Source organism: Bradyrhizobium sp. USDA 10063 (assembly GCF_054063735.1).
In genome coordinates this window covers 4,158,249-4,181,305 of sequence record NZ_JBSSGP010000002.1, presented here as the reverse complement: position 1 = coordinate 4,181,305, position 23,057 = coordinate 4,158,249, and the positions used below count along the sequence as shown (strand labels likewise).

Below are 23,057 nucleotides of genomic sequence, written 5' to 3'. Positions count from 1 at the left end.
TCAACGGGGGCCGGTACGATGACCACAGGCAACGATGTCCCGGGGAGATTTTCGGCTTCCTTCCTCAGGTGGAGAAAACGCCGCCAGATATCCACCATCGCCTGCGAGCTGATACGTGGCGATCTCGCGATAGCCAACGGCGGCGAGCTCGCAACGCAGTAGCTCAATTGGCGTGCCATGCTCCGACGTCGGGCGCTCGAGGTCGACAATTCCGACCCGCGCGCCCTGCTTCAAGGCGGGCGCCAGATTGTAGAGGAAAGCGTATGGCTGAGCTATCTCGTGATACATGTGCACGAGGATGGCGACGTCGAGCAGGGAAGCGGGCAGGCGCGGGTCGTGCGGTTCGCCCGATGCGAATATGACATTTGTCAGCTTCAGGCGTTGCGTTCGCTTGGCGAGCGCGATGAGGTAATGCCGCGTGACATCTTGGGCGATGACAGAGCCGGCGGGACCGACGAGCCGCGAGAGCCGGACCGTGTGGTAGCCGTTACCGGCACCGACATCGCCAACCGTCATCCCTGGCTTGACTTCAAGAAGACGGGCGATCTCGCCGGTCTCATTCAGTGAATCGCGGCGCTCCTCGGAGCCACGGGTCGGGCTGACGATCTGTGCAACCGGACGCCGAGGCGAGGGAAACTCTTTTGCAGGGACTCCAGGCGGAGCCAGGTAGCCGATGTCGGCAGCGTATGCGCGAGCTGCGTCCAGCGCCGCAATAAACATCGCCGCGCGCACCAGTGCGATCATCTGCCTGCCAAGCATCCGGCGCCGTCGTCCGGTTCTATCAGCTCACGAGGTGATCCAGCATCATCCTTCCGCAACTAGCCTGCGATGTAGAGGAACCAACCGATAAAGCCCTTCTTGTCGCGCACGGCAGGGACTTTGCGACGCAACCAAGCATCAAGGCCAAGACTGCGGCCGGCGCTCTCGACCACGAACAGGAACATCAGCAAGGCCAGAAACATATACGTCCACGGCCACTCTGCCGGATTGCCATAGAGGCCGAGCCACAGTTGCAGCACATAGGCGATGGCCAGCACGCCAACCACCCGCACGGCAAGCCCGAGGATCATCGATGCTGCAAACACCAGCTCGGCAAGAAAGACAATTGGTCCAAAGATCGTCATGTTAGGCAACACGACGTCCTTCATGAAGGTGCGGTGAAATTCGAAAGCCGCATGGGTCGTTTCCTGTTCGGTCCAATATTGCAGGCCGTCGGACACGGGCAGCGGCAGTTTCCACAACATGCCCTGGAACCACATGCAGCCGATCAGGACGCGGACCAGCCAGATTCCAAGATGTCGGCCAGTACGCTGCGCCGGATCCTCCCGCCAATTCTGAAACGCCACTGCAACGCCGGCGATCAGCAATGCCCAGAACAGTGCCAGGACCAAATAGCGCCAGTTTCCCAGACGGAGATAATCACCCGTATTCGCGGTCAGGAATTGCCACGCATTGGTGAAGGGATTGTTGGGCATAAGCGGGTGCTCCAGAGATTTGGATAGTTACTCTGCGTAAGGCGCACCACCACGCGAGCGGGTCGAGAGGTGCGCCTACCTGGGCTACTACGCAGCAGAACGCGCAACTATTACGCTGAACAGCGCGTACCGGTCCGGATTCTTGTTTTATTTTCGCTCCTGGTGGCTACGATGAACCAGAAATCCTCCCTCCGCAAATCCTTCAATTTGTCTCAACGGCGCTGACGGCGAACAAACATTAGTGAGGCGCCTCCTCGATCTCACAACTTCCCGCAGATTCTAACGGGCATCCGGCCCGAACCCTTGGCACTTTACTGCGCAGTGAAAAGAGCCACACACCGGACAACGGCTAGCCACGGTGCTTGCATAGCATGCGGGCACGACCGTAGGCGAACGGTGGCTCGCATGTTTGCTGGCGCTTGGAGGCGCGAATTGCATGAACTTCCATGAGACGTTTCGGCGAGACAACGACATGCATGTGATCGGCCTGCTCGCAAGCGGGGTTGCTCACGACTTTAATAATAGATTGCAGAGCATGGCCAGCGCCCTCAGCCTGATACGCGCGCGCGTTGCCACGGGGTGCACGTCTGACCTCGGTTCTCTCATAGAAGTTGCAGAACGGTCATTAGCTGGCGCCGGCAAACTCGCGCATCGTCTCATGACCGTTGCACGTAAAACGCATCATCAATCAGACACTCTATTTCAACTTAACGATGCCCTGCTTTCAATAAGTGATCTGCTGCGCTGCGTCGTCGGAGAAGGAATCGTGCTACGCTTGGCTTTATCGGATTCAGCAACTCGGATCCGATGTGATCCTCACCTGCTCGAATGCGCTATCATAAACTTGGTGATAAACAGCCGAGGCGCTATGCCCAAGGGAGGTATTATTACAATCGAGACCGGCAAGACTTACTCGCCCAAAGGCGACAATGGCCGAGAGTATGTTTCCCTATGCGTCACCGATTCTGGATGCGGCATTACCTCCGACGTCCTGCAAAAGATATTCGAACCATTCTTTACGACGAAACCTCAAGGTGTTGGAACAGGGCTTGGACTTCCCATGATACGCCATTTTGTTGATCAGGCGCGCGGCCACATTGAAGTTCACAGCACGCCGCGACAGGGCACATCCATAAAGCTCTACTTACCGGTGGCGGCCGAAAGCCAGATGGAAACAGCTTAGTTCGCTGCTTGATCGCAAATCACGAAGTTAGTTGACGGTGAACATCCAATGAAGCTCCACCAGGTTCGGTACTTTCTAGCTCTCGCGAACACGCTGAACTTCACGCGCGCTGCGGAGGTGTGTAACGTCACGCAGCCGGCACTGACCAAAGGCGTGCAAAAGCTGGAGCAGGAACTTGGGGGCGAGCTCATATACCGAGAACGTCAACTCACGCATCTGACTGACTTGGGGTACGCGGTGCTGCCCATGCTTGAGCGCGCACTTGCATCAACGGAGGCCGTTCGACGCCGCGCACGTGAGTTTCAGCAAAAGGAGGTGGCTCCTCTGGCTATCGGTCTCGCCCCGTCCATTTCCGCTTCGCTTGTTCTTGAGCCTATCGCTGAAATTCGCAAATTTGTGCCTGGCCTCCATGTCGAGCTTCGAGAAGAGCCCCAAAGCCGCCTTGTTGAACTTCTGTTAGAGGGCGACATCAACGTCGCCATCGTTGGTGATCTCGACGATAAGCCCGAACGGATCGACGATTGGGCGTTGTTCGAAGAGCGCTATGTCGCAGTTCTCGCTCCGTCGCATGAACTTGCGGATCTTCCCGTGATTGGAATGGAAGCGCTTCGCGAAGCCACGATTCTGGATCGCTTCAACTGTGACGTGGCTCCGAAATTTCACCGTTTCTGCTTTCCTGACGCGCCGCCAAACCACAATCACCGCAGCAGCCGGGACTTGCACCTGCAGCATTTGGCGGCCGCGGGGTTCGGAATAGTCCTCGCTCCCGAGCATATGCCCCGGTTACCCTCCCTAAAGGCGCTTCCGATCGAAGGGGATCCGGTACGCCGAAAGGTCCGGCTTCTTACCGTGCAGGGCCGCCGCTACTCACCGGCGCTTGATGCCTTCGTAAAGGTTGCGCGTCTGCGCGACTGGTCTGCTCACACGGAATCGCCTCTCCAAGCAGAGTATCGCAACCACCTCGAAGCGGCCAGGATGTCCGCATGACCGCGCACATCGTCCATTTTTTGAGATGCCCGGTGTGTCGATGACCGTCGAATTGATGTCCGACCATTTAACCAAGACCCTCAGCCAGGTGCGTAGCGAGCTTTTTCCGCTCGACGACCCGTGGTGCCCGGTCGCGAGCTCTCAGATCTCGGTCATTGCGGACGCAAATGCGCAACAGAATTGGAGTGCCGTGATCGAGTGGCGCAATCATCTTGCTAGCGCCGATACGCTTGAAGCAGCTTATCTCGATGTTGTCCGTCGTTCGCTCAGGTTTCCTCACATCTTCGTTTGATAGTTGGTGCAGGCAATCCGGCGCAATATGCTGAACGACCGCAATGAGGTGTTCGCGTTCCACATCGCAGGGCGGCCGATACTATGCCGAACGGCGGCGCGATCACCGTCGTGGTGCGTAACGTCGTGTCGTACGCCGGCGCGATCCCGGGGTTCGTCGAGATCCTCGCTATCAACGACGGGGAAGTCTGACCGAGGAGTCCTCTCGCAGGTATCCACCTCTTACTTCATGACAAAGGTCGCTGCAGCGGCACAGGCCCTCGGACTCGCCTAGGTTCAGCGGTTCGCCGAAGCGCGAGGCGGCGCCATCGGTATAGAGAGCATGGTGCCGGCACACTGGTGCGCTTCTTTCTCCCGCACGTCGGCGATGCGGTGGTACAGAGCGGTATCGCCGGCATGGAAATCGCGTAGGCGCCCCCCAACGGCGGAACATTCCGCGTCGTCGATCCAGCGACGGTCGCACCGGCATCCTAGCCCTCGCGAACATCCAGAGACCGGTTCAGCAATAGAGTTCATGCGACGGTATTGATTTCCGATACAGCGACTGAACGGGCTTGAAAGTCTCTGCTGAATAAACACGTCGGTCTCGAGGTGTGATGCCGATTGTGGCATTCCTCGCTACGGCATCGCGCCGCACGGCGAGCGGCAATAACGATCGTTTATCGACTCTATGACGAAGGGTGATTTCCATTGCCGGCGGCGGAGGCCAATCTACGGAAGCTCCAAGACCATTTGGAGACACCAAAGGAGGCGAGCGCGATTTAGATGTATCAGCCGACACCAGCGCATATTGAATAGTAGCTAGTATGGGGAAACGTTGAGGTCGCGTTGACCGAGGATTATGAGCGATTCCGGTTCGGCCCGTTCCGCCTAATACCGTCCGAAAGACTGTTGGCGAAGGGGGACGAGCCGGTGCCGTTAGGCGGCCGTGCTTTCGACATCTTGATCACTTTGGTCGAGCGGGCGGGACAGCTCGTGAGCAACCGAGAACTAGTCAAGCAGGTTTGGGGTGACGTTTTCGTCGAAGAGTCGAACCTTCGCTACCAAATTGCCGCGCTCCGCAGAGCGCTTGGTGACGGCCAGGAGGGCGCGCGCTACATCGCCAATGTACCCGGACGAGGCTATTCCTTTGTTGCATCGGTCCAGCACTCGACGCAACAGGACTTGTCCAAGAGTGCATCGGCCGGGCATAATAAAGTCTCGACTCTGCCCGCGCGCTTACAGCGGATGGTCGGCCGCGATGAAGCTATTAAATCGTTGAGTTCGCAGGTCACGTCTCAACGATTTGTGAGCATCGTGGGGCCCGGCGGAGTTGGCAAAACAACTGTGGCGGTCGCCGTCGCACACGCGATGGCGGCTGACTTCCGTAACTCGATTTGCTTCGTCGACCTCAGTGCGCTCCAGGACGGCGCGCTTGTCGTTCCTGCCGTCGCGTCGGCGGTGGGATGCCTGGCGCAGACGCAAGACTCCCTGCCGCGACTGTTAGCATTCCTGGCCGACAAACGTATCCTTCTGGTGTTCGACAGCTGCGAGCACGTGATTGAGTCTGCAGCTATGTTGGCTGAGGGGCTCTTTCGCGAAGCGCTGCCTGTGCACATTATCGCGACTAGCCGCGAAGCATTGAGGGTCGAAGGAGAGAACGTCCATCTGCTCAAATCTCTCGACTATCCGCAAAGCGGGATCAAGCTGACGGCGGCCAAGGCGCTGTCCTCTCCCGCCATACAGCTCTTTATGGACCGTGCGGCTGCCGGTGGATATCGGCGGGATCTCACCGACGAGGAGGCACCTGTCGCAGCGACCATTTGTCGTCAACTTGACGGGATGCCCTTGGCAATCGAGCTAACAGCCAGCCGGGCAAGCAAATATGGCATCACCGGACTAGCGCAGCTGATCGGCGATCGCTTGATGCTCCTTTGGCAGGGGCGGCGTAGCGTGCCTCGCCATCAGACGCTGCGGGCGACACTCGATTGGAGCTACAATCTGTTATCAGAACGCGAGAGAGCGATTCTATGCGCGCTCTCCGTGTTTGTCGGTGCATTTACTCTAGAAATGGCGCGGGCCGTCGTAGAGCCGGACGGCGACGCATTGCACGTCGCTGATGTGATCGCGAGCCTTGTCGACAAATCGCTTGTCTCGGTTCCGCAGACTGAGGGCCCAAGCCTGTATCGGCTTCTTGATACGACACGAGCCTATGCTGCGGTCAAGTTGGCAGAGCGGGGGGAGGCGAATGCAATCGCGCGGAGACACGGACTTTACTATGCAGAGCGCCTCGTGGGGATGCGCACCAACATGTTGCAAAAGCGCGATCTATCCGATTGCTCGCGGCAGGTAGGCGACATCAGATCGGCGCTCGAATGGAGTTTTTCGCCGTCAGGCGACACCTCTGTTGGTGTGGAATTGAGTGCCGGGGCGGTGCCACTGTTTCTCGGGCTGTCGATGCTGAGGGAGTGCCGGCGCTGGTGCCTGCAAACGATACATGCGTTGAGCGAGAAAGATTGTGGAACACAGCTCGAACTCGCTCTGCAACTCTCATTGGCGATATCCTCGACCTACGTTAACGGCAATAGCGACGAGGTGCGTACGGCGCTGGAGCGCGGTCTCAATCTTGCCAAGTCCCTTGGAGATAACGAGTACCAGTTGGAATTGCTGGCCGGTCTCAATCTTTACCGGGTTCGGCTTGCGGATTTCGGCGGGTCGCTGGTGGCAGCGGAAAGCTATGCTTCCCTGGCCAGGGAAACTGGTGGGCCGCGCGAGACCGTGATGGCCGAGTGGATGCTCGGAGCGAGTTATCGTCTGGTGGGAAACCACGCCGCGGCGCAGGATAGCTTTGAAAGCGGCTTCGAGCGTGCAGCCGCCGCCAGCCTGAGCGAAGTACATTCTTTCGGATACGATCACTACGTGAGAGCCTTGATCGGGTACGCGCGGACGTTATGGGACCGAGGCCTTCCCGATCAGGCGGCTCAACTCGCACATAAGGCCATTGACGTTGCTGGAAGACAAGAGCACCCCGTCACGCTTTGCATCTCTCTTCTCTATGCTACGCAGGTGTTACTATGGCGGGGAGATTATAAGATCGCAGGGGATCTCATTGAACGGCTTATCGCTTATGCGGCCAGGTATTCGCTCACGCCGTACCGTGCTTGCGGTCTAGGTCTGCGGGGTGAGCTGATGTTAGCGAGAGGAGAGACAAAGCTTGGTATCGAGGCCTTGCGTACCGCGCTGTCGATCCTGCAAACCGAGCGGCAATATATCCTCTCATCCGCATTTTCTCGGGCCTTGGCAGAAGGTTTGGCTTGCACCGGACACTCGACAGAGGCAATCAGCATCATCGACGCAATCGTGGCCGACGCCGCACGCGGCTCCGAAACCTTCGAACTGCCCGATTTGCTGCGGGCTCGGGCATCAGTGCTGATGGCGGCCTCGCCGGCGAACTGGCCGACAGCCGAAGCCTCGCTCAAGGATTCGCTCGATTGCGCCCGGCGGCAGTCCGCCCTCGGATGGGAACTCCGTTCGGCAATAGCATTGGGTCGCCGGTGGGCAGATCACGGGTGTGCAGACGAAGCGCGAAATCTGCTTGCCGATGTCTACGAGCGATTCACTGAGGGATTCGGGACTGCCGATCTGATCGAGGCGGAGCGTCTGCTTCGCGATCTCGAAGCCCGGGCCTGACCATTCGCGAACACGCAAGAAAAGTCACGCCAAAAGTTCATACAAGACTCATCATGTCTAATCCTGAAGTCATCGCTGCCCCCGTGTCTGATGCGTTCGACCTCAAGCGTCGACATCTCGTCATCGCCGCGACGATCGGCAATCTGTTCGAATGGTACGATTTCTTTGTCTATGGCGTGCTCGCCATCACGATGGCTAAGCTGTTCTTTCCCGCTGAGAATGAATTCACATCCCTGTTTCTATCACTTGCCACATACGGCGGCGGGGTAGCGATGCGACCTGCTGGGGCAATCGTCCTTGGACTTTATGCTGATCGCATCGGTCGCAAGGCAGCACTCTGCCTTGCGATGTCTGTGATGGGCATCGGTACCGGCCTTATGGCGCTAACACCGACTTATGAAACCATCGGAGTTTCGGCACCGTTGCTCATTGTGTTTGCGCGGCTACTGCAGGGGTTTTCGGGCTCCGGCCAACTTGGCAACGCGACAGCCCTTCTGGTCGAGAGCGCGCCGGACCGTTGGAGAGGCCTATATGCAAGCTTGAATGCCTCAAGCCAGCAAATCGGTTTCCTGCTTGCCGCATTTGTTGTCATGGTCATCAACCTTTCCATGGCCCCAGCCCAGATCGAGGCGGGCGGCTGGCGTTTGCCATTTGTGTTCGGCTTAGTGATCGTGCCGGTCGCTATCTACGTCCGGTTCAAGCTTCAAGAGCCGGAGGTGTTCCGTACGCATCAGAGGAAGGCCGCGTAACGGTCTCTCGCGCGAGCAGTCGTGACTGCGTTATGATGGAGGACAGTTCAGGCTGCGACGGGCCGCTGATCGGCGGGCTTTTCGACCTCGCGCAGCCTTTTCCATTCCCAGGGAAGCAGCTCGTGCAGGCGCGAAGCAGGCAGATCGGCGATGCGCGCGAGGATGTCGGCGAGCCAGGCTTGCGGGTCAACGTCATTGAGGCGTGCGGTTGTGATGAGTGTCAGCATGACGGCGGCACGGTCAGCACCGCGCTGAGAGCCGGCAAAGGTCCAGTTACGTCGTCCAAGAGCGATACCACGCAGCGCTCTTTCCGCCGCGTTGTTGGTCAGGCAGATTCTGCCGTCATCGAGGAAGCGGGCGAAGTCGGTCCAGCGCTTGAGCATGTAATCGATCGGCCCGCGGACCTCGGAGGCGCGAGAGAGAGTAGCGCGTTCCGTGGTCAACCACTCGTGCATCTCATCGAACAGCGGCTTGCTCTTTTGCTGTCGCACGGCAACTCGCTCGGCGGCGGTCAGGCCGTTGATCTCGCGCTCGATGGCGAAGAGTGCATCGAGGCGCTTGACGGCCTCCAGCGCCATCGGGGAGATCGGCTTGCCTTTCTTGCCCTCCCGCGCATTTTTTCCGATGTCGGCCAGCTCGAAGAACTTCCGTCTCGCATGCGCAAGGCAAAATCCCGGCGTGATCGGCAACACTTTTTTCTTCGGATCGAACAGTGGCTCGAAGCCGTTATAGCAATCCGCCTGCAGGATGCCGTTGAACAGCGCCAGATGTTTCTGCGGGTGCTCACCCCGCCGGTCGCCGGAGGCGTAATAGACCGCCGCCGGCGGCGCGGTGCCACCGAAGGGACGATCGTCACGCACGTAGGTCCAGATCCGTCCGGTCGTGCACTTGCTCTTCGCCAGAATGCGGATGGTGGTGTCGTCACCGTGAAGCCGCTCGGCGGCGAACACATGGCTCTTGATCAGCTCGAAGAGCGGCATGACGGCGAAGGTTCCGTAGCCGACCTGATCGGCCAGCGTTTGCGTCGACAGGTCGATCCCTTCGCACTTGAAGCGCGTGCTCTGACGATTGAGTGGCAGATGCTGGTTAAATTTATCGACGAGGATCATCGCCAACAGACTGGGACCGATGAAGCCGCGCGGCGTGGCGTGGAACGGCGCCGGCGGCTGCGTGATCGCCTCGCAATCCCGACAGGTGAACTTCTCGCGCACCGTCTCGATCAGCTTGTAACGGCGCGGGATCGCTTCCAATGTCCGGGTCACATCCTCGCCCAGCTTCGACAGCCGCGATCCGCCGCAGCAGGCGCAGGCGGCCGGGGGATCGATGACGACGCGCTCGCGTTCGATGTCATCCGGCCAGGGCTTGCGGATCGGTCGCTTGCGCGTGAAGGCGCGCACGGTCTGGGTTTTCGCCGCCGCGGCCTGTGCTGCGAGCTCATCCTCGGTCGCTGACGTCACCAGGTCTTCCAGCTGCAGCTCCAGCTGCTCGATCAGCCGTGCCGTGCGTTCGGAGCGCGGCCCGTGCAACTCTCGTTTCAGCTTCTCGATCGTGAGCTGCAGATGCGCGATCAACGCTTCGGTGTCGGACAGCTTCGCCTGCGCACTGGCGGCTTCGACCTGCCAATTGATGGCCTCGACCTGTACCTTGGCGGCTTGGGCCACGGCCGCATCGCGCTCAACCTCAACCTTCAGCCGCGCTTCGCGTTCAGCCCGCAACGATTCACGTTCGACCAGCAGTGCGGCCTGGGCGCTGGCAAGGTCCAAGGGAAGATCATCCGGCTTCAGACTCATGAAGCCAATGAATCATATTTGCTGGCAAGTTCAACCGCAAATCGCTATCCAACTCGCGTTGGACGCCACGTTTCTTGAGGATTGCGCCAGTCGATTCCGGACAAGAGATAGCTCAATTGCGCCGGAGAGATCGTCACTGCTTCGCCTGCCACCGAAGGCCAGACGAACCTTCCTCTCTCGAGTCTTTTTGTAAACAGACATGCCCCCTGGCCATCGTGCCAAATGACCTTCAAAAGATCGCCGCGCTTCCCCCTGAAGCAAAAAAGATTCCCGCCGAGCGGATTTTGCTTGAGCACTTCCTGCACGCGGAGAGCCAAACTCGGAAAGCCGCACCGCATGTCGGTGTAGCCGGTGGCAAGCCAGACACGAACGCCCGTCGGAATCGGGATCATCGCCCCTCCAGCACTCTCAAGACGCGCGACAAAGCGGCGGTATCGACATCCACGCCAACGATCAGACGAACACCGCTGCCGAGCACGATCTCCATCCGTCCAACAGTCTGCTCGCAGCGAGCGTCGTCACGGCTCCCTTCGCTTCTCGTTGGCTCCGGCTCAATCAGCGCCGCGACAAACCCGTAATCGCCATCTTTGGCGTTCAGCGCTGCAAGAGTGCCCTGCCGCGCCAGGCGTCGCCACCCGAACAGTTGACCAGGAAAAAGTCCGTGGCGGCGAGCAACGACAGAAACAGGATCGCCACAGCAATAACTCTCCTCCACAATCCGCTGCTTCGCTTCAATGCTGAACCGTCGGCGCCGTCCTGTGTCGACGATCTCCATAACTTTCGCATTATTGGCAGTCGATATGGTGTCCATACTGCCTGTAATCATGCGATAGCCAACCTCTGCAAGGCGGCCGCCCTCGGATGAGTACGGTGTTCCTCAAGAAACGCAATGAGCCAGCAGCGGCGAGTACCGTGACTATGCTCGAGCGCGAAGGCCGGGCGCTACTACTCGCCTTTGGCATCTTAATGCTATACCTTGTCACCGGTAACGTCCTGTCGGTCTACATGCCGACATTTGCCGTTCACAAGCTGGGCCTTCCCAGTGCAGGAGGTTTGTTCGCTACGGTCGTAGCAACCTGTGTGACAATCGTCTGCACTCCGCTTGTGGCGGCTATGTCCGATCGTTTCGGCCGCAAGCCGTTACTCCTACTTGCAACATTAAGTTATCTGCTGCTGACCTATCCGATGTTCGCAATCGTCACGACGTGGCCTTCCGTTGCACTCCTCACGATTGTTCAATCGAGCTTTGGCGTCCTCAAAGCGCTGTACGCGGGTCCTTTGATGTCGGCTCTGGCAGAGCTATTTCCCACGTCTGTACGCGCCACTGCGGTCGCTCTAGCGTACAGCCTGACAGCTACTATCGGCGGCTTCTCGCCAGCTTTGGCAACTTGGCTCGTTGCTGCGACCGGTGACGCCCGTGCACCAGCATTGATCGTGATAGGTGCAGGTCTCCTCAGTGGCTTTGCTCTCCTGCGGTTTACGGATAGATTTAGGCAGCCGTTGCCGTGAAGTCCTCGACGCTCGGACTGTATCGTCTGATCCTCTCCGAGCCGGCGGCGCCGGGGGTTGTGCTCTCGACATTCTGAACGCTTTAGTCGAGCGGGTCGGTAAGGTCGTGAGCCACAAGGAATTAGTCAAGTGAGTTCTGCGGCGCCGCCGGCGAACAGCGGGGGCTGCACTGAAGGATTTGCTCGATTGCGCACGACGACAGTCCGTCCTCGGTTGGGAACTTCGTTTAGCAATAGCGTCGGGCCGCCAATGGGCAGATCACGGGCGTGCAGACGAAGCGCGAAATCTGCTTGCGGATTCCTACGAGCGATTCACCGAAAGATTCGGAAGTGCCGATCTGATCGAGGCTGAGCGTCTGCTTCGCGATCTCGAAGCCCGAGCATTGCATTCTTGAGCTGGTTAGCATCAGCAGACGAGTCAGTCGATTTTGGGGGCTCCTTTTGGGTGTTCTCCAAGGAACGGCTCGTTGCTCGCAGAATGCCGTAGGGCCGCCTTGCCGAGCGTCGCATTCACACTTTCCCACACAAATGAACTCGCAACTGGTCGTGTATCGCGCCAATGTGTAGCGCATTTCAGGGTCATCCGCCGGAGAAGTAGTCATGTTACCCCGCCCTTTGCCTCCCTTCACGTGGGAAACCGCAATAGAAAAGGTCCGGGCAATAGAAAACAGTTGGAATAGCCGCGAACCGGCTCAGGTGGCGCGTGACTACTCCATCGATAGCTTCTGGCGAATTCGCCTCGAGTTTCTGTCAGGGCGCGCTGCTATTGAGGCGTTTCTCGCACGCAAATGGGCAAGCGAGCTTGAGTGCCGGTTTATTCACGAACTCTGGGCCTTCACCGACAATCGGATAGCAGCGAGGTCCGCGTGCGAATATCGCGATGGCAATGGCAGATGGTTCAGGGCGTATGCAAGCGAAAACTGGGAGCTAGATCCAGATGGACTGATACGGCGCTGCATCGCTAGTATCAACGATCATCCGATCGACGAGGTCGATCGGATGTTCGTATGGCCGCTGGGACGCAGGCCCGATAACCATCCCGAGCTCAGCCATTTCGATTTTTAAGAACCGCGAAACTTCCAGATACTCTGTCGAAACGGGTGCTGATGAAGAACCCGTGCTCTACAGTAAACCAAGCTCGGCCGCATGGTCGCGGTCAACCTGCTTTCGCCGGATAACCGCTAGTTCATTGACGCAAGCGAGAAACTCGCTGGTCCCGGCGCGCATTCCAAACTTCTCACAGAAGTCGCAATTTTCTTCTGCTATCGCGAGATCAAGTCGCTCTTGCGCACTCGCGCGCACGGCTGGTCCGGCGATGAAAGCCACATACAGACCACACGCCAATAGCGCGGCAAAAAACAATGAGTACGCAAGGCGTGAATGTCTTTCAGCGTTCGTCACGATAGGAGGAGTGGTGCTAGCTTTGGTCATTGCAATCTCCTTCACGCTTCTGACTGTCGTTAATATCGTTTGGGCCACGAGTATGCTTGTAAGCGTCAGTGGCTGGAGAGACGATTGCGCTGGCCCGCATGAAGAGGAGAGCGCAGTTATGTGGCCGGAAGATTATTCATTGGTGAAGCCTACGACCGGACAAATCGCCAGATTGTCTGTCGTCTTCACCGGCTCGCCCACAGGGCTCACCAGTAAGCCTGACGCACTCTTGGCTTCGAGGTCGTCGCCGTCAGTGATCAGTTTCCGTTGATCCTTCAGGATAGCGATGTCGCCGGTGCCGAGGTCGACCGCACCGCTTTTGGCAAGTGCTTCCGTGGGGCGAAGCGACAGCGGGTCAAAGCCGAACGCAGCAGCCCCGGTTGGCGTGGCCCCCGCCCAATTTAGTACGTCCGCCGCGATCGGTCGCATACATCCGCTCCCTCTCGCCGAGCTAACGAAGTTGCTCTCTCCACGGGATTCCTCCAACTCCGGCGTCGGCCGGCCGACCCGAGGCTGGGTACCACGGCATAGCGGCCTTAAACGCATACTGCGAATTGGTTGGAGGATGCCGCCGCCGCCGGGTAAAGGGAAATGCCGTGTGACTATCTATCCGATAACCATTCATCATGGACCTTGATTCAGACGCGAGCGCATCGCGGCGGCCTTGCCTGATGCTGCCGCGGGCACCTCGCCGTATCTTCAATCGGAGTGCTGTCCATCAGCCTCAGATTTTGCTGGGACGTATCGATGCACTTGGCGAAAGGCACGGAGAAAGCTGCTGCAACTCCTATAACCGACCGCCCGCGCGATCTGCTCAACTGAAAATGTCCTCGCGGCGAGCATATCGGCTGCACGCTTCATCCGCATTTGCCGGAGCGCAATCATTGGCGAACATCCGATTGCGCGCACGACGCGCGCCATGAATGCGGATCGGCTCAAGCCGGCCTTCTGCGCCAAGGCCATGACAGAGTGATCGGTCGATGGTCGCGCCACCATATCGGCGAACGCAAGAGCGATTTGACGGTCACTCAGGATAGAAAAGCGTTCGAGCCAAACGCTCGTCGAATTCAGACTGCTCGGCGGGAGACTGGCCAGGCTTGAATCCCAGACGCGCTTCGTGAAAGCGTTCCCGATGAGGTCCTAACTGAACTCAAGCGGCCTCACTTCGACACTGCACTCTCGGTCGATCCATATGTCTTGTCGTGCCTGCTCGGTAGCCAGGAAGGCTAGCGCATGCTTGTAGCCGTCGCCGCCGAACCACCTACGCACGATAGGCGGCGTCGTCCCCCCCATGACACGAGACGACCAGACTGTTACCCACGTCTCCGATGTCAACCGTAACGCATGTGTCCGGAACGGACCTACGTCAACCTGGAGCCGGTTGCCGGAGTTGAACCAAAAACATTTCGCTTACAAAGCGACTGCTTTATCCGTTGAGCTAGGTTGGCTGAAAATTTGGAACCCTGGTATGAGGCTGCAATCAACCAACGCGGCATCACACTCGGATCATGTTTCGGTAATGACACACGGCTATCCATAGCCTCATTGTCACAGCGAAAATGAACGGCATGGCCTCGTAGGCGTGGCTTACGGATAAAGGCCTAGATGAATGCGAAGCACTTACTGTTGCGAAGACGACACAAGGTCACGACCAAGATGGCGCCGAATGCGCTCGCCTACAATATGAAACGTGAAATAACGCTTCTCGTTGCCGGAACACTGCTGGAAGCGACGCAGACGTATGGGACATTTGTACCGACGAATCAATCTTTAGAACCTTATGGCTGCTCACGCGTCGCACATCATTGTCCGCAGGCATCCTCAGGGGGAATGTCGCATAAACGCTGTCTCTTTCTAACGAGCGGAAGGTCGAAAAAAGACTTTCCTTTTTGGCGCTATTGATGTGACCAAGCCACCGTCTGCGATCCTGCCGCTACATGAAGATTTGCGAGATGATGGGTTTCGTCATTGAGTAAGTTCGGAAGATTACGTCGGGCCGGAGCCGATCACCAGAGAGGTTTGCTCGACAAGATGTTATCGTGGTAACCGATGCTGATGGTTGCGGCGCCTCCTGCACCGAACTGTCCCGAGTTGTTAGTTGGTAGCGTGCCATCCTGGAGGAAAAGAGATAAGCGGCCAAGCTAACTGATTATCGTTTGCCGCCCTTGGCGTTCTTGGCAGGCGCCCTGGCTCAAGCTTGCCTTCCAGCTTTTCGAACACGATCGCGGACTGCGTAAATCTAATTGTCATCGGAGAGGCCTTCGAGCGAGGCCGTCGAAGCCGCTGTGCAGATCGCTTCATCCGGCGAAGCGAGTGAAAAGTCGCGAAGCGGTGCGCTCAAGGCTCTCGCGGGCGGGGCTGGTACAACAACTGCAGAAAATTGCATCAAAGTCTCCAAGTCATCACACATCGCATCGTGAAGATCTCCCGTTGCTCCACTGTTTCGACTTTCGGAAATTTGGTTACAGTAGTAACTGGCCGCGCCAAAGTTCGTACAGAGCGACGCAGTCAGGACCATGCTGCGAACACTTGGCGCCGAAGTGGCACACATGCGTTCCGAATGCAGAACGGCGATTTGGTCAATGATGGAGTTTCATCTTCGCTAGCTAGTGAGATAACGGTTGCCGGGATCCTGATACTGATCGCCGGATTGCTCATCCTCTTGCTCGGATATTGGTATGGGCGGGATGGCGCTAAAAGTTCAGTGAACTTTCGGTGTTGCCGAATGTAAATACTGATCGAGAAATGCTCCCTGATCGGCATCGCAGACCCATCCAGCTCTCATAAACATCCAGGTCCCGGGCGGCCTCCGCCACCGAAACCCCGCGATTCCCCACAAGCTTGACCGCCTCCACCTTGACTCCCGACTTAATCTTCGTCTTTGCATGACCTCCCTCCCGCTCCATGAAACACCTAAACTTGGTGTCCATCAAACCGGCTGCAGCTCAAGTCATGAAAGCCTCCGAGTTTCTAAGGAATGCGGGACCGGGCGCAGTCGGATCGGCAGGGTGGCGCCGCCGATCTGGCATGGCTTGCTTAGGCGACCTTGGTTAGATGACCTAAGCCGAGCGCCTCGACGACATTTGCCTGCACGGGCGCCGTCTGCGCGTTCACGGTATCAGAACCGAACGGCACGCCGACCACGGTGCGCGCAGGGCGGCTGCCCTTGGGCAGCGCCACGAGTTTGGCGATTGCCTCAGCGACGTCGTGGGAATTTGGAGCGTCGGGGGCTTGAAACTTTGTCATGAAGTGCTTGAAAATAGTGCTTGGAATCTCCCCCACCGTCCCGTAGGCCGCGATCCGATCAGTATCGGCGGGCTGCTGAACGTTCTCGTAAAACGGTGTGGGATAGGCGCTCGGCTGCACTAGGACGACATCGACACCGAATTGCGAGACCTCATAGCGGAGGCTGTCGGTAAGTGCCTCAACTGCGAACTTGCTCGCGCCGTAGATGCCGAAGAAGGGGAACGTCACGCGGCCCAGGACCGAGCCAACGTTGACGATCAATCCCGCGTGCTGATCACGCATCGTTGCCAGAACCGCGCGGGTGGTGCGCAGAATGCCCACGACGTTGGTGTCGAATACGATCTTGGCCTGGTCGGGCGTGAAGGCCTCGGTGACTCCGGCCGACCCGATGCCAGCATTGTTGACTAGCACATCGATACACTTCGTGCGCTTCATCACCTCCTGCACGCCCTGGTCGACCGAGGCATCGTTGCTGACATCGAGCTCCACGACGTCGATGCTCTGTTTGCGGAGAGCCTCCGCATGAGGTCGGTTCTTCCCTTGCGGATCGCGCATTGAGGCGAACACAGTATGGCCGGCGCGAGCCAAGGTTTCCGCCGTGTCGCGGCCAAAGCCGGTGCTTGCACCAGTGATCAGAATCCTCTTAGACATGATTAGTTCCTTCTGGCGATGGGCTGGGGTTAGTCAAGGCAACGCCCGAGACACTGGCGATTCTCATCGCGATGCTTGCGCTAGCGAACCCGTGGCGTTGACATTTCGGTTGTCGCGCCGCGGGACGAAATTTCCCAATAGTTGGTACGAATAGTTTCCATAGCGGCGGGGAATTGCGGTGCGACAGTCCTCACTGCCGTTCGTAAATCAATGCAAGTTGCACAGGCCGCGACTGCGTCAAGCCGCGCGGCAAGCGGCAATAACGATCGTCTACGGATTCTATGGCGAGGGCTGATTTCCCTCGCGACGATGTCGAAGCTCCTGGCATCAAAGCGCGGCTAACCCGTTGGGGCAAATTATCAATGTTTGGGAGTCGGAACCGAGCCGAACAACAAAGCGTCGTGGATGTGGATATGTTCCAGTGCTTCGTTTCTAACTCAGGATAAGGCGCCGAATTGTGTGGTGGGTCATAAACCAAAAACCTTGGCGGGCCGGGGACGCAAGCGGCCGGCTGACACGATCAATGGATCGCATCGACACAAATGAGCGCTTGGGCAGAAAGGCCACCGAGAGCGACCCAGTATCTTGCTCCAAATGCACCACCGCGCCTCGTGTCTTCGTTGACGTACTCAACATCAATGGGAAGGTGTTTCGCCTGTTTCAATGCGAGCGCGGAGAATCGTTCTGGAACAAACGAGCCGACGTCAGTTGACGGCCTTCTTGATTTTGCCGAGCGTTGTCAGCCCTTCGACCTCGGCCGAAGGCCCAGCGATGGTCCGCTTTCAGGCTTGGCGCAGATAGGGTGGGGCGGATCCGCTTGCGAACTGCTAGAAAGACGATCTGACCGTCAGCCCTGCCGCGCGAGCATTCTGTATGAATGTATGTGCTTCCTCATTGGACATTTTAAGATCATCGCCGCCGAGAAATTCCTCTCCGTTGAGTGTGTTCGCGCGGAACACCGTCTCGTGTCCGCCCACATCAACAGTATAACCAATGTCGGTCGGCGTTTCGGGCATGGCATCCTTCTCGATCCCGAAGCGAGCATATTGTGTCCATTTCGACCGGTCGTACAAGGCGGCAGTTGCAAGGTAGCGCTGCACCGCCTGACCGGAGCGTTAGTCCCGCTTATCGAACGGTGGTTAGTTCCACTCGTCGGCCCTGGCAAGACAGGCCAACGCGATCTCGCGCCGGACCTGATTCACGATGGCGTCGATGTTGCGCCTGACCGCTGCGCCACGCGAGCACCAGGCCGACATGCCGCTCGGATGCGTCCGCATTGGTGCCAGCGATCTGGTCGATCAGCGCATCGACCTCGTCCCTTCGTACCAGTTCTCGCTTCTTCTCCATCAGTCGCAACTGCAGCATCTCGGTCTTGACTTTGATGTGGTCAGCGACGGCCTCGTGACGCGGCGATGGTCGTCGCTTGCGTCGCAGGAATCGCGGATAGGCGCGGCCCTGGTCGACCGCGAAGCCGTCAGTTTGCCGCTGGATGATGCCTTTAGCTTCGAACTTGTAGGTGCGGCTGCAATCGAGGTGCAATGCCAGTGCCGACGCGCCGACAACGGATGCGGGCTTTCCAAATCGTGGTCGAGAGGCGGCCAGCGGATCGTTGGTGACGGACTCAATCAACGTGTATTCGTTCCTGAAGCGTCGCGGCAGGATACTCCGATTGCAGCATCAGGGTGAAGGCGGTCTCTAAACGCAGCGCCAAGGCCGTGAACTTCCGCTTTCAGCGGCATACGGACTATACCCGGACTTGCCGCTTGGCCCGCCCAGTCGCGAATGACCCGTTGCAAACCAAGGCTCGTCGACCGCCGCCTCATCGCTGTTTGGGGGGGTGAACCGGGACCTACGTCAAGTGTGAAGGAAGTGCAGCTTAGATTCACCGGCGTCCATAAAGCTCGTTAATGGCACCATGCGCCGCAAGAAAGCAACGGCAAGATATCATCTCAATCTTCGTGCAGGATTGACCGCACGCGCGCCGCCAAATCTGACATGCGGAATGGTTTGTCTATAATCGGAAATTCGCCGACCGCCTGATGTCGTTCTAGCACGTCTCCGGCGTAGCCCGAGGCAAGCAGGACCTTGATGCGCTTGTTCAATTTCCTCGCTTCGCGGGCAACCTCAATGCCGTTAACCCCGGTTGGCATCACAACGTCACTCAGCAAGAGGTCGAATTCTTCGCTCCTGAGCAACCGAATTGCTTCAGTGCCGTTCCGGGCGCAACGAACCTGATAGCCCGACCTGGTCAGCATCGCCGACGTGAGGTCCAGAAGATCGTCGTTGTCCTCGACAACCAGGATTCGTTCCGAGCCGGCCGGAAACGTTTGGGATTGGGTGTCTTCGATTTCAACGTCAGGCTTTTGCGTGGCTTTGGGCAAGTAGAGAGCGACAGTGGTCCCCTTTCCCAATGCGCTTTCGATCGTAATGTGACCGCCGGACTGACGGACAAAGCCGTAGACCATGCTAAGGCCGAGCCCGGTACCTTTGCCGACCTCCTTCGTCGTGAAGAAAGGCTCAAACACCCGGTTCCGCACCTCGGGAGGCATTCCAGAACCCGTGTCTCTAACAGAGATCCTGACGTACGAGCCGGGCGAGCAGCCGGGCACGGCTCCTTCGTTCACGACGACGTTTCTCATCTCGATGTCGAGCACGCCGCCATTGGGCATGGCGTCGCGCGCGTTCAGGGCCAGATTGAGAAGGGCGGTCTCCAGCCGCGCCGGGTCGACATGGCAGAGCCATAACCCTTCACTGCTCCACACCTTGACCCGGCATGCTTCCCCAACGGCTTTGCGAATGAGCCCCTGGAACTCGGAAACAAGCTGGTTCGCATTGACCGGTCTTGGATTCAATATCTGCCGTCGCGAGAAGGCAAGAAGCTGCGCCGTCAGTCTTGCCCCCCGATCAACAGCCCGCCGTGCAGCTGCAGCGAAGCGCTTGGCTTTGCCAATGTCGTCGCCGGTCTCGATAAGTTCGAGGCTCGCGGAGACCACCGTGAGCAGGTTGTTGAAGTCGTGCGCGACACCACCGGTGAGCTGGCCGACGCTCTCCATCTTCTGGCTCTGATGGAACTGCTCCCGCGCTTCGGATAGTTCATGCTCACGGTGCTTCAGCGCATCGGCCATGGCGTTGAATGCCCTAGCGACCCGTGCGATCTCCGAGTTGCCCGGGATGTCCACACGCTGGCCGAAATCGCCAAGCCGCCATCGGTTCGCGGCGTCAACCAATTGCGCGAACGGGCGCTGAATGAACCGCTGGGCGCCCCACGCCGTCAGGATCAAGACAAGCATGGTGCTCATAAAAATGAACAACACGTCGCGCCGCGTGCGACGTTCGATCTTGGCGAAAGTCTGGTTCATGCCAAGTCCGTAGCCGACAAGAAGATCTTCGTCCACAGCGGCGAAGCCGACAATTCTTCGCACGCCGTCAATGTTAACCATGTCGGCTACAGTCCCGTTGTTGAGCATCGGGTCTACAATGTGCAACTTCTTGCCGACGCACAGGCCATTATCGGGATAGCGAGCGAGACAGATGCCGTTGCGGTCCGCGATGGCGAGCGCGGCTCCCTCCGGAACGCCCTTGTTCGCGATGTAGTCAGCCAACCAATCGAGACTGAGAGCCGCTATGACGACCCCGCCCATGCGGCCATCGTCGCCGTAGAATGGCAGCGCAAAATGGACCACCTTGCCGCCGGTCACTCGACCGATCGCGAACTCTCCGACTGTGAATTCACCGGTTTTCAGGACGTTGGCGAAGTAGGCCCGCCCGGCGGCGGTCGTCGGCTTATGATCGCTGCTTGTGTCGCAGATGCGACTGCCATTGATATCGACCACGTCAAAGCTGACGAAGGCCGGATATCGTTCCTTGACTCTGGACAGATAGGCGTTGCATCCGTCGGCGTCCTTCACCTTTATCGCCGGATGCTCCGAGAGCGCAATCAGGGCCTGATGAATTCCCTGGACGATCTGCTGCTGTTCAGCGGCGGCAAGCTTGGCGAGGCCGAGTGCTTCGTTCTGCACTTCAACTTGGCGCGTGCGACGCAGGTCGATTTCATTGTACGCCTGTATCGCGATTGCCGGCAGCGTGGCCGCAGCCACCAGCACGAAGAGGCGTGATAACAGGCTGCTCATTTCGACCGTTTCCTACGCATGCTCGGTGGCATCAGACCGACCGCGCCAGTCCACCGACAAGCGCCATTGTCTAAAGGGTTCTCCGGACCGCAATCGGAAGACTGTTTCAGTCCATCGGCAAACGATTGCGATTGTAGCCGAGCGGCCAAAACGGTCGCACTTGAAAAGCAAAGCAGGCGGTTGAGCTGCCTCCATCGCGTCGTTTTCGCGCCGATGTGGAATTCGGTCGCTATCGGGTATAGCGCGACAATCTGGGTGGAAAGCCCGTACTGCTTCATGAGTAGATGCTGCCGAACGTGCGATCGTTGCCTCACGTTATTTCCCAGGCAGAAGGGAGTAGCCCGGCCATGGAGCTGGCCGGAGTTGCGTAACGGCCGGCCTCGTCCGGTGCGGCGTTCTCGTTACTAGGCGTTGCAACGTGGTCAGTTCGTGCCGTCTCGCCAGCCGATGCAAACAGGAGCGCGTTCGCCTGCTCGCTTCGCCAGGATTTAACTCGACAATTCCCTTAAGCTAAACGGCTTGGTGATGTAGTCGTCAGCTCCAAGCTCCAGCCCGACGACTTCGATCGATCTCGTCCCCGAGACGTCCGGTAGTGATGAAGACGGGTATACTGGATCGCGCACGGAGTTCACGAAGCAGATCGAGGCCACATTCTTGTCCGAACTGCAAATCGAGCACAATCAGATTGGGCTGGTTGCACGCATGCAACGCTGCCACGTCGCGCAGCCGGGATGCGCACATCACGCGGACGCCATAATCCTCCAGAAAATTCTTCACCAAGCCGCGAAGATGATGGTCGTCGTCGACGTGGAGGCATGCGACATCGTCCGGCAGCTCGATTTCGTCTCGATGTAACCTGCGGCGTTCTTTGCTGGTTGATGTCATTGCACGGTCTCAGAACTGGAAAGCCACGCGCGTGGACACAGCGAATGAGGTCCGTCGATGTTGGCCAAAAGCCCGTCGATTCCGTTCAACGTGCGTAACTCTCCGGCAGACGGTTTTCCACCCGCTGTGTTCCGTCCTCAGTTGCCCTCGCCGTTACTCGATGAGATCGGCGACAAAGCTACCAAGTTATCGCGGCGCGCGACGAAATCTTCCAATGCATTGCGAGAATAGTTTCCATAGCGGCGGGGAATACTGCCGCGACGGTCCTCGCCGCCGTTCGTGCATCGAGGCGAGTTGCGCGCGAGGTCCCACTAGTGATAATCCACCCATCCCGCGAGCCGGCGTAGCCCTCGGCGTCAGCATCCGGCTGGCGTTCGTGCACGATCGAGCGGCCGTCGGAGAAAATCAGGCGGTCCCAGACCAAAGGTTCGCGGCGCTGACCTAACTGGCGTTGTAGTGCTCACCGATAACGCGCGTCCCCTGCGGCGCAAGGGGAGTTCGGCACGTTGGGCTGTCGTAGATATTTTCAGTGACCTGCGCGGTGATCCGATCGGCTAGTTCCACATCGACATCGCCGAGGTGAGGACTGAGGAAGGCAAGCTCTATCTCTTCGTCGCCGTGGACCGGACCTCGAAATACGCCTTCGCCCGGCTCTTGCCGAAGGCGACTGGGCGCGAGGCTCGCGCCTTGCTGGCGGCCTTGATGGCAGCGGTGCCGTATGAGATCCACGCCGCGCTCACCGACAACGGCATTCATTTCGTCGATCGGCTGCCTAGAAACCACGAGGGACCTACCGCCAGATGACGTGGCCATCCCTTTTGATCGCGCCTGCCGGAGCCATAGCATCGAACATCGCCTGACCCAGCCTAGTCAGCCCTGGACCAATGGTTAGGTCGAACGAATGAACCACACCCTCAGGGAGGCGAACGTTCAGCGCTATTACTGCGAGGATCACCAACAGCTTCGCGAGTTCCTCGATGCCTACAACGTCGCCAGGCGATTGAAGACTTTACAAGGCCTCACATCATATGAGGCCATCTGCAAAGCTTGAACGGACAACGC

At 58.4% G+C, this 23,057-nt stretch carries 19 protein-coding genes and 4 pseudogenes; 9 read left to right on the top strand and 14 right to left on the bottom strand.

The genetic code is table 11. The annotated features are described in order from the left end of the window. Together ACVJGD_RS21845 and ACVJGD_RS21840 are read right to left on the bottom strand one after the other, a co-directional pair. Positions 1-744, bottom strand: a complete 744-nt coding sequence (locus tag ACVJGD_RS21845) for a class I SAM-dependent methyltransferase (protein ID WP_456636259.1) — start codon at positions 742-744, stop codon at positions 1-3. Between the two features lie 74 nt (positions 745-818). Continuing rightward, positions 819-1,475: a DoxX family protein gene (locus ACVJGD_RS21840; protein WP_456636258.1), complete on the bottom strand. Its 657-nt coding sequence runs from the start codon at positions 1,473-1,475 to the stop codon at positions 819-821. Between the two features lie 436 nt (positions 1,476-1,911). Here ACVJGD_RS21840 and ACVJGD_RS21835 point away from each other — a divergent pair, with 436 nt between their 5' ends. The 5 genes from ACVJGD_RS21835 (at position 1,912) to ACVJGD_RS21815 (ending at position 8,354) form a co-directional block, all read left to right on the top strand. Next, entirely contained in the window at positions 1,912-2,658 is a 747-nt protein-coding gene (locus ACVJGD_RS21835; RefSeq protein WP_456636257.1) for a sensor histidine kinase, read from the top strand. Positions 2,659-2,706: 48 nt separating this feature from the next. Then, on the top strand, positions 2,707-3,645 hold the full coding sequence (locus tag ACVJGD_RS21830; protein WP_456636256.1) for a LysR family transcriptional regulator: 939 nt from the start codon (positions 2,707-2,709) through the stop codon (positions 3,643-3,645). Between the two features lie 40 nt (positions 3,646-3,685). Further along, entirely contained in the window at positions 3,686-3,937 is a 252-nt protein-coding gene (locus ACVJGD_RS21825) for a hypothetical protein (RefSeq protein WP_456636255.1), read from the top strand. A gap of 827 nt (positions 3,938-4,764) precedes the next feature. Further along, positions 4,765-7,605, top strand: a complete 2,841-nt coding sequence (locus ACVJGD_RS21820; RefSeq protein WP_456636254.1) for an ATP-binding protein — start codon at positions 4,765-4,767, stop codon at positions 7,603-7,605. Between the two features lie 53 nt (positions 7,606-7,658). Continuing rightward, entirely contained in the window at positions 7,659-8,354 is a 696-nt protein-coding gene (locus ACVJGD_RS21815; protein WP_456636253.1) for an MFS transporter, read from the top strand. A 47-nt stretch (positions 8,355-8,401) separates the two neighbouring features. On the opposite strand, the gene tnpC is transcribed toward ACVJGD_RS21815, so the two are convergent. From tnpC to tnpA, 3 genes are read right to left on the bottom strand one after another with little or no spacing between them, the layout of a single operon-like run. After that, a complete protein-coding gene (gene tnpC / locus ACVJGD_RS21810) occupies positions 8,402-10,144 on the bottom strand; it encodes an IS66 family transposase (protein WP_456632752.1) in 1,743 nt (580 codons plus the stop codon). A 44-nt stretch (positions 10,145-10,188) separates the two neighbouring features. Continuing rightward, positions 10,189-10,536 (bottom strand): IS66 family insertion sequence element accessory protein TnpB, encoded by a 348-nt coding sequence (gene tnpB / locus ACVJGD_RS21805; protein WP_456632751.1) that lies wholly within the window; start codon positions 10,534-10,536, stop codon positions 10,189-10,191. Further along, positions 10,533-10,955 (bottom strand): IS66-like element accessory protein TnpA, encoded by a 423-nt coding sequence (gene tnpA / locus ACVJGD_RS21800; RefSeq protein ID WP_456636252.1) that lies wholly within the window; start codon positions 10,953-10,955, stop codon positions 10,533-10,535. Before tnpA ends, tnpB begins: the two co-directional genes overlap by 4 nt. A 59-nt stretch (positions 10,956-11,014) precedes the next feature. Here tnpA and ACVJGD_RS21795 point away from each other — a divergent pair, with 59 nt between their 5' ends. Then, a complete protein-coding gene (locus ACVJGD_RS21795) occupies positions 11,015-11,653 on the top strand; it encodes an MFS transporter (RefSeq protein WP_456636251.1) in 639 nt (212 codons plus the stop codon). A 599-nt stretch (positions 11,654-12,252) separates the two neighbouring features. After that, the gene (locus tag ACVJGD_RS21790) at positions 12,253-12,717 is read left to right on the top strand and encodes a DUF1348 family protein (protein WP_456636250.1); all 465 of its coding nucleotides are present in this window, start codon (positions 12,253-12,255) and stop codon (positions 12,715-12,717) included. A 57-nt stretch (positions 12,718-12,774) separates the two neighbouring features. Here the strand turns inward: ACVJGD_RS21790 and ACVJGD_RS21785 are convergent, their stop codons facing one another. The 6 genes and pseudogenes from ACVJGD_RS21785 to ACVJGD_RS21760 form a co-directional block, all read right to left on the bottom strand. Beyond that, the gene (locus ACVJGD_RS21785) at positions 12,775-13,083 is read right to left on the bottom strand and encodes a hypothetical protein (RefSeq protein WP_456636249.1); all 309 of its coding nucleotides are present in this window, start codon (positions 13,081-13,083) and stop codon (positions 12,775-12,777) included. A 132-nt stretch (positions 13,084-13,215) separates the two neighbouring features. Next, positions 13,216-13,512, bottom strand: a complete 297-nt coding sequence (locus tag ACVJGD_RS21780) for a hypothetical protein (protein ID WP_456636248.1) — start codon at positions 13,510-13,512, stop codon at positions 13,216-13,218. 270 nt (positions 13,513-13,782) lie between these two features. Then, positions 13,783-14,046: a helix-turn-helix domain-containing protein gene (locus ACVJGD_RS21775; protein WP_456636247.1), complete on the bottom strand. Its 264-nt coding sequence runs from the start codon at positions 14,044-14,046 to the stop codon at positions 13,783-13,785. A 1,814-nt stretch (positions 14,047-15,860) separates the two neighbouring features. Continuing rightward, a pseudogene (locus tag ACVJGD_RS21770) lies at positions 15,861-15,970 on the bottom strand (transposase); the annotation flags it as partial. Positions 15,971-16,119: 149 nt separating this feature from the next. After that, positions 16,120-16,980, bottom strand: a complete 861-nt coding sequence (locus ACVJGD_RS21765) for an SDR family oxidoreductase (RefSeq protein ID WP_456636246.1) — start codon at positions 16,978-16,980, stop codon at positions 16,120-16,122. A gap of 827 nt (positions 16,981-17,807) precedes the next feature. Further along, the gene (locus tag ACVJGD_RS21760; RefSeq protein WP_456636245.1) at positions 17,808-18,080 is read right to left on the bottom strand and encodes a hypothetical protein; all 273 of its coding nucleotides are present in this window, start codon (positions 18,078-18,080) and stop codon (positions 17,808-17,810) included. A gap of 112 nt (positions 18,081-18,192) precedes the next feature. Between ACVJGD_RS21760 and ACVJGD_RS21755 the strand changes: the two genes are divergently transcribed. Then, positions 18,193-18,666 (top strand): hypothetical protein, encoded by a 474-nt coding sequence (locus ACVJGD_RS21755; protein WP_456636244.1) that lies wholly within the window; start codon positions 18,193-18,195, stop codon positions 18,664-18,666. Positions 18,667-18,929: 263 nt separating this feature from the next. On the opposite strand, the gene ACVJGD_RS21750 is transcribed toward ACVJGD_RS21755, so the two are convergent. The 3 genes and pseudogenes from ACVJGD_RS21750 to ACVJGD_RS21740 all read right to left on the bottom strand — a co-directional run. After that, a complete protein-coding gene (locus tag ACVJGD_RS21750) occupies positions 18,930-21,110 on the bottom strand; it encodes an ATP-binding protein (protein ID WP_456636243.1) in 2,181 nt (726 codons plus the stop codon). Between the two features lie 497 nt (positions 21,111-21,607). Continuing rightward, a pseudogene (locus tag ACVJGD_RS21745) lies at positions 21,608-21,950 on the bottom strand (response regulator); the annotation flags it as partial. Between the two features lie 359 nt (positions 21,951-22,309). Continuing rightward, positions 22,310-22,556 (bottom strand): annotated as a pseudogene (locus tag ACVJGD_RS21740) (TrbI/VirB10 family protein); the annotation flags it as partial. Between ACVJGD_RS21740 and ACVJGD_RS21735 the strand changes: the two are divergent. Beyond that, positions 22,554-23,040 (top strand): annotated as a pseudogene (locus ACVJGD_RS21735) (DDE-type integrase/transposase/recombinase); the annotation flags it as partial. The pseudogenes ACVJGD_RS21740 and ACVJGD_RS21735 overlap by 3 nt on opposite strands. Positions 23,041-23,057: the final 17 nt, after the last annotated feature.

Coding starts and splice junctions, on each gene's coding strand:
- ACVJGD_RS21845 (WP_456636259.1), bottom strand. CDS start 744: ATGATCGCACTGGTGCGCGCGGCGATGTTTATTGCGGCGCTGGACGCA.
- ACVJGD_RS21840 (WP_456636258.1), bottom strand. CDS start 1,475: ATGCCCAACAATCCCTTCACCAATGCGTGGCAATTCCTGACCGCGAAT.
- ACVJGD_RS21835 (WP_456636257.1), top strand. CDS start 1,912: ATGAACTTCCATGAGACGTTTCGGCGAGACAACGACATGCATGTGATC.
- ACVJGD_RS21830 (WP_456636256.1), top strand. CDS start 2,707: ATGAAGCTCCACCAGGTTCGGTACTTTCTAGCTCTCGCGAACACGCTG.
- ACVJGD_RS21825 (WP_456636255.1), top strand. CDS start 3,686: ATGACCGTCGAATTGATGTCCGACCATTTAACCAAGACCCTCAGCCAG.
- ACVJGD_RS21815 (WP_456636253.1), top strand. CDS start 7,659: ATGTCTAATCCTGAAGTCATCGCTGCCCCCGTGTCTGATGCGTTCGAC.
- tnpC (WP_456632752.1), bottom strand. CDS start 10,144: ATGAGTCTGAAGCCGGATGATCTTCCCTTGGACCTTGCCAGCGCCCAG.
- tnpB (WP_456632751.1), bottom strand. CDS start 10,536: ATGATCCCGATTCCGACGGGCGTTCGTGTCTGGCTTGCCACCGGCTAC.
- tnpA (WP_456636252.1), bottom strand. CDS start 10,955: ATGGACACCATATCGACTGCCAATAATGCGAAAGTTATGGAGATCGTC.
- ACVJGD_RS21790 (WP_456636250.1), top strand. CDS start 12,253: ATGTTACCCCGCCCTTTGCCTCCCTTCACGTGGGAAACCGCAATAGAA.
- ACVJGD_RS21785 (WP_456636249.1), bottom strand. CDS start 13,083: ATGACCAAAGCTAGCACCACTCCTCCTATCGTGACGAACGCTGAAAGA.
- ACVJGD_RS21780 (WP_456636248.1), bottom strand. CDS start 13,512: ATGCGACCGATCGCGGCGGACGTACTAAATTGGGCGGGGGCCACGCCA.
- ACVJGD_RS21775 (WP_456636247.1), bottom strand. CDS start 14,046: ATGGCCTTGGCGCAGAAGGCCGGCTTGAGCCGATCCGCATTCATGGCG.
- ACVJGD_RS21765 (WP_456636246.1), bottom strand. CDS start 16,980: ATGTCTAAGAGGATTCTGATCACTGGTGCAAGCACCGGCTTTGGCCGC.
- ACVJGD_RS21755 (WP_456636244.1), top strand. CDS start 18,193: ATGTTGCGCCTGACCGCTGCGCCACGCGAGCACCAGGCCGACATGCCG.
- ACVJGD_RS21750 (WP_456636243.1), bottom strand. CDS start 21,110: ATGAGCAGCCTGTTATCACGCCTCTTCGTGCTGGTGGCTGCGGCCACG.